General features: G+C 34.0%; 13 protein-coding genes. 4 read left to right on the top strand and 9 right to left on the bottom strand.

What is annotated here, in order from left to right; genetic code table 11:
- Window positions 1-62: 62 nt before the first annotated feature.
- The 6 genes from PBT91_RS07145 to PBT91_RS07120 form a co-directional block, all read right to left on the bottom strand.
- Window positions 63-1,544, bottom strand: a complete 1,482-nt coding sequence (locus PBT91_RS07145; RefSeq protein WP_270061091.1) for a TolC family protein — start codon at window positions 1,542-1,544, stop codon at window positions 63-65.
- The gene (locus tag PBT91_RS07140) at window positions 1,534-4,698 is read right to left on the bottom strand and encodes an efflux RND transporter permease subunit (protein ID WP_270061090.1); all 3,165 of its coding nucleotides are present in this window, start codon (window positions 4,696-4,698) and stop codon (window positions 1,534-1,536) included. Before PBT91_RS07140 ends, PBT91_RS07145 begins: the two co-directional genes overlap by 11 nt.
- Window positions 4,699-4,795: 97 nt before the next feature.
- On the bottom strand, window positions 4,796-5,878 hold the full coding sequence (locus PBT91_RS07135) for an efflux RND transporter periplasmic adaptor subunit (protein ID WP_270061439.1): 1,083 nt from the start codon (window positions 5,876-5,878) through the stop codon (window positions 4,796-4,798).
- Window positions 5,879-6,015: 137 nt separating this feature from the next.
- The gene (locus tag PBT91_RS07130; protein WP_270061089.1) at window positions 6,016-6,447 is read right to left on the bottom strand and encodes a hypothetical protein; all 432 of its coding nucleotides are present in this window, start codon (window positions 6,445-6,447) and stop codon (window positions 6,016-6,018) included.
- A gap of 229 nt (window positions 6,448-6,676) precedes the next feature.
- A complete protein-coding gene (locus PBT91_RS07125; protein WP_270061088.1) occupies window positions 6,677-6,943 on the bottom strand; it encodes a hypothetical protein in 267 nt (88 codons plus the stop codon).
- A gap of 351 nt (window positions 6,944-7,294) precedes the next feature.
- Window positions 7,295-7,987 (bottom strand): hypothetical protein, encoded by a 693-nt coding sequence (locus tag PBT91_RS07120; RefSeq protein WP_270061087.1) that lies wholly within the window; start codon window positions 7,985-7,987, stop codon window positions 7,295-7,297.
- 201 nt (window positions 7,988-8,188) lie between these two features.
- Here PBT91_RS07120 and PBT91_RS07115 point away from each other — a divergent pair, with 201 nt between their 5' ends.
- Window positions 8,189-8,884 carry a LytR/AlgR family response regulator transcription factor gene (locus PBT91_RS07115; protein WP_270061086.1) on the top strand — a complete coding sequence of 232 codons (696 nt, stop codon included), beginning with the start codon at window positions 8,189-8,191 and terminating at the stop codon, window positions 8,882-8,884.
- A 111-nt stretch (window positions 8,885-8,995) separates the two neighbouring features.
- Window positions 8,996-9,277 (top strand): STAS domain-containing protein, encoded by a 282-nt coding sequence (locus PBT91_RS07110; protein WP_270061085.1) that lies wholly within the window; start codon window positions 8,996-8,998, stop codon window positions 9,275-9,277.
- 812 nt (window positions 9,278-10,089) lie between these two features.
- Here PBT91_RS07110 and PBT91_RS07105 read toward each other — a convergent pair.
- Together PBT91_RS07105 and PBT91_RS07100 are read right to left on the bottom strand one after the other, a co-directional pair.
- Window positions 10,090-10,602 (bottom strand): DUF4494 domain-containing protein, encoded by a 513-nt coding sequence (locus tag PBT91_RS07105; RefSeq protein ID WP_270061084.1) that lies wholly within the window; start codon window positions 10,600-10,602, stop codon window positions 10,090-10,092.
- 102 nt (window positions 10,603-10,704) lie between these two features.
- The gene (locus tag PBT91_RS07100; RefSeq protein WP_270061083.1) at window positions 10,705-11,304 is read right to left on the bottom strand and encodes a YkgJ family cysteine cluster protein; all 600 of its coding nucleotides are present in this window, start codon (window positions 11,302-11,304) and stop codon (window positions 10,705-10,707) included.
- Between the two features lie 447 nt (window positions 11,305-11,751).
- Between PBT91_RS07100 and PBT91_RS07095 the strand changes: the two genes are divergently transcribed.
- Window positions 11,752-12,537, top strand: coding sequence for a 3-keto-disaccharide hydrolase (locus PBT91_RS07095; protein ID WP_270061082.1), 786 nt, complete (start codon window positions 11,752-11,754; stop codon window positions 12,535-12,537).
- Window positions 12,538-12,936: 399 nt separating this feature from the next.
- On the opposite strand, the gene PBT91_RS07090 is transcribed toward PBT91_RS07095, so the two are convergent.
- Window positions 12,937-13,638 (bottom strand): arylesterase, encoded by a 702-nt coding sequence (locus PBT91_RS07090; protein ID WP_270061081.1) that lies wholly within the window; start codon window positions 13,636-13,638, stop codon window positions 12,937-12,939.
- Window positions 13,639-13,923: 285 nt separating this feature from the next.
- Between PBT91_RS07090 and PBT91_RS07085 the strand changes: the two genes are divergently transcribed.
- On the top strand, window positions 13,924-14,610 hold the full coding sequence (locus PBT91_RS07085; RefSeq protein ID WP_270061080.1) for an ABC transporter ATP-binding protein: 687 nt from the start codon (window positions 13,924-13,926) through the stop codon (window positions 14,608-14,610).
- Window position 14,611 lies beyond the last annotated feature (1 nt).

Below are 14,611 nucleotides of genomic sequence, written 5' to 3'. Positions count from 1 at the left end.
CAGAAATTAATACTAGGAGCTTTTTCAACAATTCAAATAAAAAAACAATAAAAAAACTAATTCTAATTTTTCCAGCCACCACCAAGTGCCTGATACATATTTACCACAGCATTCATTTGTTTCATTTTAGTCTCCACCAGATCAAATTTAGATTCTAATGCATCACGTTGTGTCATTAAAACTTCCATATACTCTGCTCGCGCGTTTTTAAATAATTTATTCGAAATTTTTATCGATTCGGTTAATGCATCAACTTCTGCAGCTCTTAAATCATAACTCTTCTTTAAATTATCGATTTTAGATAATTGATTAGCAACTTCTATATAAGCTTTTAAAACGGTTTGCTCGTAATCAAATGCGGCTTGAACTTGTTTTGCATTCGCTGTTTTATAGGCTGCTTTTATCGCATTTCTATTAACCAAAGGAGCCATTAAATCACCTGCAACCGAGTAAATTAAAGACTCAGGCGTATTTAACAAATAATCTGGATTAAACGCCTGATAGCCTACATTTGCTGAAATTCCCAAAGATGGATAAAAGCGTGCTCTTGCTACTTTAATATCTAGCTTAGAAGCTTGTAATTCGTATTCTGCCTGTCGAATATCAGGACGATTTTGTAATAATTGCGAAGGTAATCCTGCATCTATTTGTTTAGGAATCATCGCTGCAAAATGGTCTGAATTACGCTGAATTGGCTGCGGATAACGCCCCACTAAAAAGTTCAGCTTATTCTCTGTTTCCACAATGCGCTGCTGAATGTCAAATTGCAAACTTTTAGTATGCAAAACTTCAGCGTTAAACTTACTTACCGCAAGTTGGGTAACTCGAGCGGCTTGTTTTTGAAGCTTTACAATTCTATAAGCTCTTTCCTGAATTTCGATATTATTCTTTACAATCTGAAGCTGATTATCCAAAGCCAATAATTCGTAATAAGAATTAGCAATTTCAGCAATTAGATTGGTTACCATAAAATTTCTACCTTCAACGCTAGACAAATAACGCATCACGGCAGATTTTTTGGCATTATGTAACTTGCTCCAGATATCAACTTCCCATTGTGCATTCAAACCAATGGTATAATCGGGTAATGGATCAGGAAAATTTCGCCCTTCTTTTATTTCCAGGTTTTCTTCTACCGCTCCTTCTCTTGTATATTTTCCAACCTTATCGATTCCTGCACCTGCTTTTAATCCTATAGAAGGTAAATATTCACCTTTTCTAGCCTGAACTTCGCTTTTCGCAATTTCCAATTCCTGAAGCGTAATATTAAGCTCCTGATTATTTTCTAAAGCAGTATCGATAAGTGCAGACAAATGAGGATCATTAAAAAAAGATTTCCAATCCATCAAAGCTGAACTTGAAGTATCTGTCTCATTAAAGGTTTTGCTAGCCAGAGAATCCTGGGAATTATGATAATTCCCGGGAACCTCTTTACTAACTGCTTTCTCTGATAATGAAGGTACACAAGACGAAACAGTAAGTATGATTCCTGCTGTAACGCCCAAATAAGAGAAATGTTTATATTTATTTATTCTATTCATCATATTCAAAATCTTCAGTTAATGGATTTTCGTCTTCGAATTTTATAAGTGATCTTCCTTCGGCAAGACTTCCGAAGATATAATATAGACCGGGAACTATAAGTACCCCGAAGATTGTCCCAAAGAGCATTCCTCCTAACGCAGAGGCACCTAAAGTTCTATTTCCTACAGCTCCTGCTCCACTGGCTAAGATTAAAGGAATAAGCCCTGCGATAAAGGCAAAAGAAGTCATCAAAATTGGTCTAAATCTTACTTTGGCTCCCTCTATTGCTGCATCTAGAATTGATAAACCTTCATGATGTTTCATTACAGCAAACTCCACAATTAATACCGCATTTTTCCCTAGGAGACCAACAAGCATAATTAATCCAATTTGTGCATAGATATCATTTTGAAGTCCCATAAACTTAAGAAGCATAAACGAACCAAAAACACCTACAGGTAAGGAAAATATCACAGAAAGAGGAATTATAAAACTTTCGTATTGTGCTGCGAGAACAAAATAAACGAAGATCAAAACGATTAAGAAAATATAAATAGATTCGTTACCGCGCTGTGCTTCGTCATAAGAAAGACCTTCCCATGCAATATCATAATTCTTCGGAAGAGTTTCTTTTGCAACCTCTTTTATCGCACCAATAGCATCTGCCGTGGTATAACCTTCGGCCGGCAAACCACGTATAGCAGCCGAATTATACATATTGAAACGTGTCACCTCATTAGGACCTTGAAGTTTCTTAAGCTTCATAAAAGCCGAATAAGGCACCATCTCTCCGTGATCGTTTTTCACATACATGTTTAATACATCTGAAGGTAATCTTCTAAATTTAGGATCAGACTGTACATATACTTTAAAGAATCTATTGTATTTAATGAATCCCTGCTCGTACGTACTACCAATTAAAATATTCAGGTTTTCCATGGCATCGCCAATAGAAACACCTTTTTGCATGGCGAGTTCGTTATTGAATTCTAATTCATATTGCGGATAATTTGCAGCGAAGAATGTAAACAGTCCTTTAAGCTCTGGACGCTGTCTTAAATTCTCCATAAACTCCTGGTTGATCTTATCAAAATCTTGATAGTCTGTCTCTGTATTTTCATCTAATAGACGCATAGAAAAACCTCCTGAAGAACCAAAACCTGGAATTGCCGGTGGCTCAAAGAACTCGATAACCGCACCAAGATCTTTAGATTTTTCCTCCAGTTCTTCCATAATTTCTGTAACCGTATGATCACGATCAGACCATTCTTTTAGGTTAATCAAACAGGTACCAGCATTAGACCCCCTACCTTCTGTCATGATCTCGTAACCTGCTAAAGATGCTACAGATTCGATACCATCTACTTCTTCACAAATTGCCTGTAGTTTTCTGGAAACCTCGTTAGTTCTCTCTAAGGTTGCTCCCGGTGGAGTTTGAATAATCGCGTAAATGGTTCCCTGATCTTCACTAGGCACAAAACCTGAAGGCAATACCTGATTTTCTAAGTATATCCCAGCACAAAAAGCAATTAAAATCCCGAATGTTAACCATTTTCTACTTACCATTCGCTTTAAAACACTTACATATTTACCGGTAAGTTTATCGAATCCTGAATTAAATTTATCCAGTCCTTTGGTTAAGAAATTTTGCTTATGCTCTTTACCATGATGGTTCTTAAGTAAAATTGCGCATAAGACCGGCGTTAAAGTAAGTGCTATTATTGCTGAAATCACGATGGCACTAGCCATAGTGATAGAGAATTGTCTGTAGAACGTACCAACCGGTCCAGACATAAACGAGATAGGTAAGAAAACCGAAACCATTACGGCAGTAATTGCGATAATCGCCCCACCAATTTCTCCTAAAACCTGTTTTACGGCTACATATGGAGATATATCTGGATACTCATCAAACTTGGCATGTACCGCCTCGACGACGACAATGGCATCATCTACCACAATACCTATCGCTAATACTAAAGCAAAAAGCGTTACCAAGTTTATAGAAATACCAAAAAATTGGATCACAAAAAACGCCCCTACCAAGGAAACCGGAACAGCAAGAATAGGTATAAGTGTGGAGCGCCAATCACCCAAGAAAATAAATACTACGACGGCAACCAGAATAAAAGCATCTCTTAAAGTATCTACCACCTGCTCTATAGAGGCATCTAAAAACTGCGATACATCATAACTGAGTTTGTAATCCATACCAGGAGGAAAATCTTCTTTCATTTTTTCCAACTCGTCTTTAACTTCATCTATAACATCGCTGGCGTTACTACCGTAACTTTGTTTTAAGACAATAGCTGCAGATGGATGACCATCTAAATTAGAATAAATATCAAAGAATTCACTTCCTAGTTCTACCCTACCAATATCTTTTAAACGTAAGCTTTCACCTTCAGCATTAGCTCTAATGATAATATTTTCATATTGCTCTGGTTCATTATATCGACCTTTATAAGTTAATACATATTCTAAAGATTGTGCCTGTATACCAGAGCTTCGACCTAAACGACCTGGTCTTCCGACGATACTTTGCTCTTTCATAGCTTCCATCACCTCGTCTACAGAAACATCATAAGCACGCATCCTATCAGGATTTAACCAAACACGCATAGCATATTTTCTACTTCCCAAAATTTTAGACCGCGCAATTCCTTTGATTCTATTAATTTCAGGTATCATCTTTACGTTGGCGTAATTGTATAGAAATTTTTCATCCATACTTTCCTTTTTAGAATAAAGGTTTACGTACATCAACATACTGGGTTGAATGGGTGTAATTGTCACCCCTTCCCGCTGCACAAGCTCGGGCAATAAGGGCATAACCTGGTCTACCCGGGTTTTTACTTTTACTACTGCATCATTTGGATCTGTTCCCGGTTCAAAAATTACCCTAAGGGTAGCTTCACCTGCACTCGTAGCATCTGTAGCTAAATAACGCATTCCCTGCACCCCATTAATAGAATTTTCTAGGGTAATAAGGGTAGATTTTACTAAAACATCTGCACTGGCCCCTGGATAAGCTACAAAGATGTTCACTGTAGTTGGTGCAATTTGGGGAAACTGCGATATTGGCAGTTTTTTTATGGCTAAAGACCCCATAAATACTATTATTATAGAAATAACAATGGCAAATACGGGTCTATGTATAAAACGTTTAAACATAGTTTTTTTTAGATTTTACTCAATATTGAGATTGAAATTTTTTCCAAAGATTAGAGGAGAAAATTCTATAACTAATTTGGATAAATTATATACCAACTTACTCTGCATATAATTGTAAGTGATCGATAACTTGCTGCGGTTCTTCAAATTCGTATTCGATTTCGTCTCCATCTCTTACTTTTCGAAGACCTTCTAGCAAAATTTTGTCATCTTCAGTAATTCCGTCACTTATTGCGTAGATATGGGGAAGTTCACCGGAAAGTGAAATTTCACGTGGTTCAATTTTGTGATCCTCGTTTACCACATAAACGTAATGTTTACTTAATACCTCAAAAGTTGCTTTTTGTGGGATTAGCAACGAGTTTTTAAAAGGTACTTTAGTTAAAACGCTACCTGTTTCACCATGCCTTAAAAGACCTTCAGGATTTGGGAAATTCGCTCTAAAAGCAATATTACCAGTTTCGTTATTAAACTCTCCTTCTATAGTTTGCACAAAACCTTCATGCTTATAAACCTGATTATTAGCCATTAAAAGTTCTACTTTAGTAGTGTCATCTTCATGAACTGCTTGTTGATAATCTAAATATTCGGCTTCAGGAACGTTATAATAAACCCACATATCGCTGTTATCAGATAAGCTGGTTAGTAACTCCCCTTCTTCAACTAAACTTCCTAATTTTAAATGAAGGCGATCTACGATCCCATCAAAAGGAGCTCTAATTTCAGTAAATTCAAGATGAACCTGCGCTAAGGATTGCTCGGCTTTTGCTTTTTCGTATTTCGCTTTAGCCATTGCTAATTCATTAGGAGCAACTACATTACTATCGGCTAATTGTTTAGTGTTTTGATATTCAATTTGGGCAAAATGTGCTTCAGCTTTAGCTTTCTGCAATTCAGCATTGTAAAGCTTTGGCATAATTTTAAACATTAATTGCCCCTTCTTTACAACTTGCCCTTCATCTACATAAATATTTTCTAAATAACCTCGCTCTTGCGCGCGTACCTCGATATTTCGGATTGATTGGATTTGTGCTACATATTGATTTACAATCAATGTATCTTTTCGAACGGGACTAGTTACAAGAAATTTGGATTTTTCTTCTTTCTTTTCTTTGTGGGATTCGCAGCCTATGCTTAAAAATAAAACGCACAGGCTAATAATCATGAGACTTCTACTCATCATAATTTTAAAAATTAAAGTGAAAAAATTAGGGTAAACCTTATGGAAGCCTACAAAAATCTAGAATAAGATTTTTTAAAAGTGATATAGGCTTAAATGAAAGATTCCGGATTTTGAGTGAAATCCGGACTTGAATATCATATTCTAAATACACAATATCTTACGCAAAGAGATGGGTAAGATAATTGGTGAAATTCATTTGAAAAATAAGGTGTACTATCAGATCGATTGAAGTCATGATAGGCAGAAAGTACGGTATAAAAAAGAGTAGCCAGATAATCGCTACTCCCTAAGCATTTTTTGGAAACATCAGCATCTGTTTCATTCTGTGCTTCTTCTATTTCTATTTCTTCACTTTCAGAAAATTTTCTCTCTGGATACGAACTTGATCTTTGATGGATTAAAGCATCACTATCGTCTATGTAGTCAAAATATAAATCTTGATCACATTCAAAAGAAATAATTTCTGAAAAAGAATGAGTATCGTCATTTAGCGAATTGGCATGAAGTGAGCCATATCCGTTAAGAAGAAGTGAAAAAAATGATATGTACTTAAATAGTAATTTCATTTGAAGCGCCAAAATTATACAAACTTCGCCTTAACTACAAGAAGATGTAAAAAAAAATTAATGAGGTTACATAAAATTAACAATCAAGCTTTTAAAGGCAAACTTGATTTAATCAACTTTGGGATTACTTTGAAGCTTATTATTTTAAAAAATCAGCAAGTAAAAAACACCAAATTTTATTTAATTTTAAAGATATTATAGCGTACAAAGCTAAAGATGTATAGCTGTATCAATTACGGTAAGCATCGTAAATTATAAACATCGCTTCATTCTCTGCGGCTTTTATAAGCTGCTTTTCTGAATCGGAAAAACAATCTTTAATCGTTTTAGAATAGATATTATTAAGAATGGCAGCGGTTTCTGCTATAGCTGCCTCTAGCTGCTGCTGCCGATCTACCGTACTTAATATCTTATGATTAAGATCTTCTGCGGCCTCCTTTTTTTGATTCGCTACTTCTAAAGCTTTTTCCTTAAATAGTTTAATTTTTGGTTTCATAAACATATTATTATAGCTTTATAAGAATCAGTATTACGTGTTCTTATAAAACGTAAAAACAGTTGATAAAAATAAAATTGAATAGCTTTATAAGTATAGGTAAAATAAGACGAAATCTAAAAACAAAAATCAACCTCGCAAGAAGTTGATTTTTAAAAAAATATGACGGCATCAAATTGCTAAAATGGCCTTTAAAATGGTTGGTCTACACGACTTCAATACTATTATACCAAGAAAATCTATATTCTTCAAAAAATATTACAAACTAAATTTGTACGAATTTTCTTTCAATAAAAACACCTAAAAATCATTTAAATAGGTTAAAAGCATAATATTTAAGATTATAAGTTATTAAACCAAAAAGTGATTTTTCTCTAATTGAGAAAAAACTCCTTTATCAGATTTTATGTATTTAAGGTGACTTTCTAGCGTATTGCGCTCCTGTTTGTTTTTGATATTTGGTATTATATCCTCATAAAGCGATATTAATTCAGATTGAAGCTCGATACCACGTTTTATTATATAGCTTTTGCCTTTTGATTGTAACTCTGCACATTTAAGTCCGTTTTGCTTTCTTCTATAATTCGCCAATTTATATTGTGCTTTCAAACCGGCTACGTAAGCTTTTTTATGAAGACATAAATTTTTGAATATATTTTTAAAATATAATCTATTAGATTCGTCTAATGCCTGAGAGTAAAAACAGAAAGCGTCTTCTATTTTTTGGTAGATTGCATTTATTTTAAAATCTATTGGGATTTCCTTTTGCTTAGACTCCAGTTTATTTAAAATCAAAATCTTTTCTTCTGAAGTTTCAATATCCTTATAGCTAATCTTAATGGTCCCTAAACCTTCTTGTAGCTCCTTGTGAAAATTTCCGTGATCACAAAAGCCTCCATCTGTGGTAAACGCTAAACGTTTTATTTGGATATTTTCAAGCTGCATTAAAGCACGTTTTTCGTTTGGTTGAATCTGATGTTTTTGTTCAATTTTATTAAGCGCTTCGCTAAAGGGAATACTTCCAATATTTAAGGTTGAGTTCATGGTGGTTGGTTTTGATAAGTTTCGATTTCAAATCTACTGCACCCTATTTAAAATTTATCTTTCTAAAAACCCATTTTTTACTTAAAAAGTGGTTAAAATAATTATGAAAATAAAAGATTTTAACCCTCCATTAGATATTCAAAATATAAATTTCTAATAATAATTTTTTCTTTTTTATATTCATAAAATATTTTAGGAAAGATGAAATGTATTATAGTAGATGATGAAGAATTACAGATTTCTGTTTGTAAAATGTTAGTCTTAGAACATAATGAACTGGAACTGGCAGGAACATTTAATAGCGCCCTTACCGCTCTTAAATTTATTAATGAAACAAAAAATATTGATCTCATTTTTCTAGACATTATGTTACCCCATATTGATGGATTTGATATGCTGTCCATAATGCAAGATCCTCCTCGAGTAATCTTAATGTCATCGGCAAAAGAATTTGCGATCAAAGCATTTGAATTTGATCCTGTACTCGATTATTTACTAAAGCCTATAGAAAAAGTACGCTTCAATAAAGCTGTGCAAAAAGCTATTGGCAAAAATAGAATAATGCAAAAACCTAATACCATAGGAAACGGAGCCTTTTATGTGCAAAGTGACAAACGACTAATAAGAATAAATCCTTCTGAAATTGATTTTATTGAAGCTAGTGGAAATTATGTATGCATTCATTTAGAAAAGCAAAAGATTTTAACCTATACCAGTTTAAAGAAAGTTTTTGCCAAACTCGCTTCAGATAATTTTTTACAAACACATCGATCTTATATAATAAACACCAATAAAATCGAAGATTTAAAAGATAATAGCGTTCTTATCAATAAAAGAATAATTCCTATAAGCAGGCGCTACAAAAAAAATGTTCTCGAGCTAATCAATGTTCTTTAACCGCTTAAATTAAATTAGCTGCCGAATATCTTAAGAAATCGGACATTCGAATAAAAAATATTATCTATATCCATTTTCCATGTAATTTCAATACAGATTAAGAAATCTATTATGAATGCTACTGGTAATATTAAAGCGATTATAATATCGGGAATTTTAAATGCCTATACCATCAAAAAAATTGAAAATGATCTAATCTCAGGAATACATGAAGCAGTAGACCACCTAAAAATAGATATTAATCAGGTAACAGATATAGACGTTACGGCAGCCTTTACTCTTTATATGCTGAAAGAAAAAGCAAAAGAATTGGGTAAATTAATAAGCATTGAAAGAAATGAATGTGTTGCTCTTAAAAAATTAAAGCAGTATAAAATAGAAAGATTATTATAGTTAAGGTTACATTGGTTAGATTAGAATCGGGAGTGATTGAAGAGCATAAACGCCGCCTCCGGAATTTCTATCAAAATTCGCATTTTGGATGTTTTGTTTTTATTTTATCAATAGTTAATTAGTCATTGATTATATTCCAAATGGCTGCTTAAATCAAAAACCTTGAAATATTTTCAAGGTTTTATTTTGAATATAAAATTACAATCAATTTTTCTTGTTTTTAGATCGCATCAAAATAATATAGAAGATAATAACTGCAAGTACATCGATAATGGCTACAATTAAAGTTATTTTTTCAATAGTACTCATCTTATAAAATTACGGGCTTCAAAATTACATATAAATCATTATATCTAACATGCAATTAAACCATATATTATTTAAATTTTCAAAAAATCCATCAATTTTCGATTATATGTTTATAGAGTTTATCAATACTTATTAAATTACCATAAAAATAGGTGTCATCTCAATTGGAATTTTCAAACCGGCTACACAATTCAAGCTTACTTACTAAGTTTTGGATGCAGCCATAAAAATCCACTGGCGGCCATAAAAACGATGAAAAATAACCATAAGTTTATCAGCTCGTAGTATTTTGTTTTTGAATCTCCCTTTATATCATTTTTAAAATAATCTATATTTCGTTTAGATATCTCTCTTGCCTTTTTGGTTTTCCAAAGAGTATCGTTAAATACATCTTTTCAAATTTGATATTTCAAAGCATAAAAAAGCCTTTCAGCTACTAACTGAAAGGCTTAAAAGTTTATATCCAATGAGCCGAAATTCTAAAGCTTCGGCGATAATTCTTTTTATTCTTCTTCCTGGCTTACTTCTTCGTTTAGGTTTTCTACAGCATCCATCATATTAAACTTCTCGAGTTGTTCCTCTTCACCAGTAAAGTATGGAAATACATCTAAAATTGGCGATTCTGTAATTGCCGGAATACTAAAATCTCCCATAGTTTCTTCCATCGCTTTTTCAGTATTCTCATAAGCTTCTTTCACATCGTTAGCCTGCACTAAAAGATAAATGTTAGATTTTTTCTCTTTCCCGCTTTCTTCATCCATAGCTATCAGTGATACCTTAGATTTAAACCAACGATCAGAATTTTCAAAAGGATGAACTTCTGCAAAATTGGCAACCTTTATATTCATAATTTTAAAATCTTCACTAGTTAGCTTTTGCATTTCTTCGGTGATTCTCGATTCTGCTTCAGTGAAAGAAACGGCATCTAATAAGTATACTTCAGAAACTACTTTTTGCTCTCCGGTTTCATGTGTTTTTCTGTATTTCACCTTACATTCGTACCAAATAACGCTCATATCTTAAATTTTAGGAGCGCAAAATTAAAATTTCCAACTTGATACCGAAGCAATCTTGCTAATAGATATCCACAAGTTTAAAATAAGTGATCTTATTTTTACCTATGCTACTCGTTTCCAATTTTTTGGAACCGGTCGATACGAATAATAATGTAAAACTTCTTCTAGCGCTAATTTCATTGCTTTATTGATAGGAAGAATTTTTCTACCCATTCCAAAATCAATTTGCGAAAGGCGTAAATAATAATCACTAAAAACAGGAACAGATAGTCCATTATTTATGGATACAGCAGCTTTGCTAAAGTTTTCTGATTGTTTCAACAGCTTGCAGCTTATAAGCTGAAGTTTATTATTTTTAGCTCTCTGTGCCCCATAGCCAAATAATCTACAAACAAGGCCGCGGTGCGTGTATGCAGTACAACGGCCGGTGCTATTCTCTAAACTCAGCATTTTATAATTATGGCAAATTTCTACCGATGTATTGCTTAGCGCCTCCAATGTTTCTTCAGCTTTGCCTTCAACGAAGCATTGTAAGGCCCATGGTAAAAATTCTAAAGGGGATGCCTGGATACCTGGTTTTTCACAGCATTTACCACAACCAGCGGCGCAGCTAAAACCAGCATGAGCTTGAAAAGTATTAAGTTCTTCTGAAAGGGTTTCGAATAAACTTTCGACTGCCCTTACTTTTTCTTCTAATTTCATTGAAAAGGCTAAATTAGTTGAAAACCGAATCGAATTTCAAAAAATCTTTTGCCAAATTTGTTAAATATTCTATTAGAATTTAAGCGTACCCTCTATTCTAAAATGAAACCTTTTAGAATTTAATAATCACTATTTTACAAGCCGTTTTTCATATTTTAAAATTGATAAAATTAGGTATTTCCATTTTTGCGTAAAGATTTCAAATTAAAACTGCCTCATAAAGAGACGCTGAATAATTGATCAGAAAATTATCTTATTACTAGGCAAACCTAAAAACGATGAATTTCGGTTATCGAGTAAATATCTAATTCAGCTTCAACAATTTTAAATTTAAATTCTGAAAACTCAAATAATTGCTGATTTTATAATTCACTAATTTTTACAGACTTTTTCTTTGCTATTCTTTATATTTAAGAAATAAATTAATTAAACTCTATTTTCACTAAAATGAAAAAATCTAAAATAATCACACTAATTTTATTCGGAATTGGATATTCTAGCATCGGTTTTTCGCAGATGGATGCTCCTACTACTCCACCTGAGGAATCTCCAATGCCTATGAAACCAGAAATGACTGAAATTTGGGAGCCACAGATAGAAAAAATTACTCCGGGAGAAAAGCCGGGCGATGCACCTTCAGATGCGATTATACTTTTTAATGGTAAGAATTTAGACCAATGGGTAAGCCAGAATGATACCGAGAAATCAGCACCCTGGGCTATAAAAGATGGTTATTTTGAGGTTGTGCCGGGAACAGGAGGCATACAAACCAAAATGAAGTTTGGCGATGCGCAAATTCATATTGAATGGAGTGCACCAGATAAAGTTGAAAATTCTGGGCAAGGCCGTGGAAATAGTGGTTTATTTCTTCAGAATAGATACGAATTACAGATTTTAGATTCTTACAATAACCGCTCTTACAGCAATGGGCAGGCTGCTAGTATTTATAAAGATGCACCGCCTTTGGTTAACGCCATGCGCTCTCCTGATAAATGGAATGTTTACGATGTGATCTACACTGCACCGCGTTTTAAAGATGGTAAGTTAGATCAAAAAGCTAAGATCACCGTGCTTCACAATGGTGTGGTTGTACAAAACAATACCACAATACAGGGCTTAACACTTTATATTGGCCTACATAATTATCCTGAAGCACACGAAGAAGATGTAATCGCTTTACAGGATCACGGTACTAAAGTACAGTTTAGAAATATTTGGGTTAGAAAATTATAATCAGAAATATCGATTTTCAGTAAACTACCTCAGGGTAAGCTCGTGAGGCATTTTTTTAAAAATTGTCTTTGTATCAAGGCAAGCCTTGGCGCATTTAATCTCGATTATCGAGTAAATAGATCCGGCTATTTTTTTAGTCGGATTTTTTATTTTGGAAAATCAGATCGCTCCGTTTTTAGACATTAGAATTTAGTTTTAGAATGTTGAATTTTGATTTGGCGTCAGCGGAATTAAAATTGTATCAAGAATTTATGGACTGCAAACTGGGACTGTTTACTACCAACTGAAAAAGACTTCTCGATACCACAAATCTTTCCGATTCACTACAAAATTTGATAATTACTCCCTGTTTATTGTTAATTGAAGATTGCCAATAGAGACTGCTTACTGCATACTGAATCACTGAACTTCATCTTTCAAGATCTCCCAAACATTATTTGCTAAAATCTGCTGACCTTCAGCGGTGGGATGGATGCCGTCTTGCTGATTTAATCCCGGCTCGCCGGCTACACCTTCCAATAAAAAAGGAATCAATTTTAAATCGTATTCCTTAGCTAGATTAGGGAAAAGAGAGCGGAATTCAGACGTATATGCTTCGCCCATATTTGGTGGAATTTGCATCCCGGCCAATATAATTTTTACCTCTGGATTTTTTGTGCGTGCTTTTTCGATAATTTGCTCTAAATTTTGTCGGGTTTCGTCTAAAGAAACGCCTCGTAAACCGTCATTAGCACCGAGTTCGATAACCAGAATATCTACATTTTGTTTAAAAACCCAATCCAATCTATTTAGACCACTCGCGGTAGTTTCGCCACTTAAACCGGCATTTACCACGCTATAATCCATTCCCATCGAATCTATTTTTTTCTGAATTAAAGCCGGATAGGCTTCAGTCGTATCCAAACCTAAACCTGCCGTTAAACTGGTTCCAAAAAACAGCACCACCGGTGCTTCTTTAGTTTTATTCTCTTTAGAAGTTTTCGCTTCAGCAGTATTCTCTTCCGAAGCAGAAGTAGATTGCTTTTCTTCGTTCTTACAGGAATTCAAAAAAACAAGACAAAAAATCGCAGCTATCAGGCTATTAATATTGGTTATTTTCATGGTTAATTTTATTTTTCAAAAGAAATCTTTTCAGTCAATTTATAATTTTAGATTCTCGTCACCCTGAACTTGATTCAGGGTCTCATTCACAAGATCATTAATTTAACTATCCATTATGAGATTCCGGATCAAGCTTGCCTCGCCGGCTGGCAGGTCCGGAATGACAAAAGTTCTAATGTTCAAAAATTTTAAATAATTTAAACAAGTTTAGGAGATAAATCTCAGAAGGTCTTAAAATCATTTCTTAATTTGTACGTTTTATATCCAATTTTTTCTAAACCTACAATGACAAAGATATTAAACGTTACCCACCTGGAGAAAAGCTACGATAGCGGAAGTAAAAAATTACAGATTTTAAACGATATTAATTTTGAAGTTGAAGCTAAAGAAAGTTTCGCCATTGTAGGCCCTTCCGGAAGCGGAAAAACCACTTTACTGGGCCTTTGCGCCGGTTTGGACCAAATTGACAATGGTGATATCGAATTATGTGGAACAAAACTCAGCTCCCTTTCTGAAGACGAATTGGCGCTACTTCGGAATCAAAAAGTCGGCTTCGTTTTTCAGAATTTCCAGTTGTTACCAACACTTACCGCATTAGAAAATGTAGCAGTTCCACTTGAATTACAAGGAAATAAAAATGCTACGGAAAAAGCGAAATCACTGCTGAAAAAAGTGGGTTTAGAACATCGCATGCATCATTACCCTTCGCAACTTTCGGGTGGTGAGCAACAACGGGTGGCTTTAGCGCGAGCATTTTCTAACGATCCTGAAATTTTATTTGCTGATGAGCCTACCGGAAATCTGGATGCTGAAACCGGAGAAAAGGTGATTAAACTTTTATTCGAATTAAATGCCGAATTGGGAACTACTTTAGTGATCGTTACCCACGATATGGAATTGGCCAAAATGACGCAGCATATTTTAGAAATTAAAGGAGGAAAAATAGTTTCCGACCAAAAAACCGGAATCTAAG

The sequence above is a fragment of the Zunongwangia sp. HGR-M22 genome (genome assembly GCF_027594425.1).
Taxonomy (GTDB): Bacteria; Bacteroidota; Bacteroidia; order Flavobacteriales; family Flavobacteriaceae; genus Zunongwangia.
This window is presented reverse-complemented; position numbering and strand designations above follow the sequence as displayed.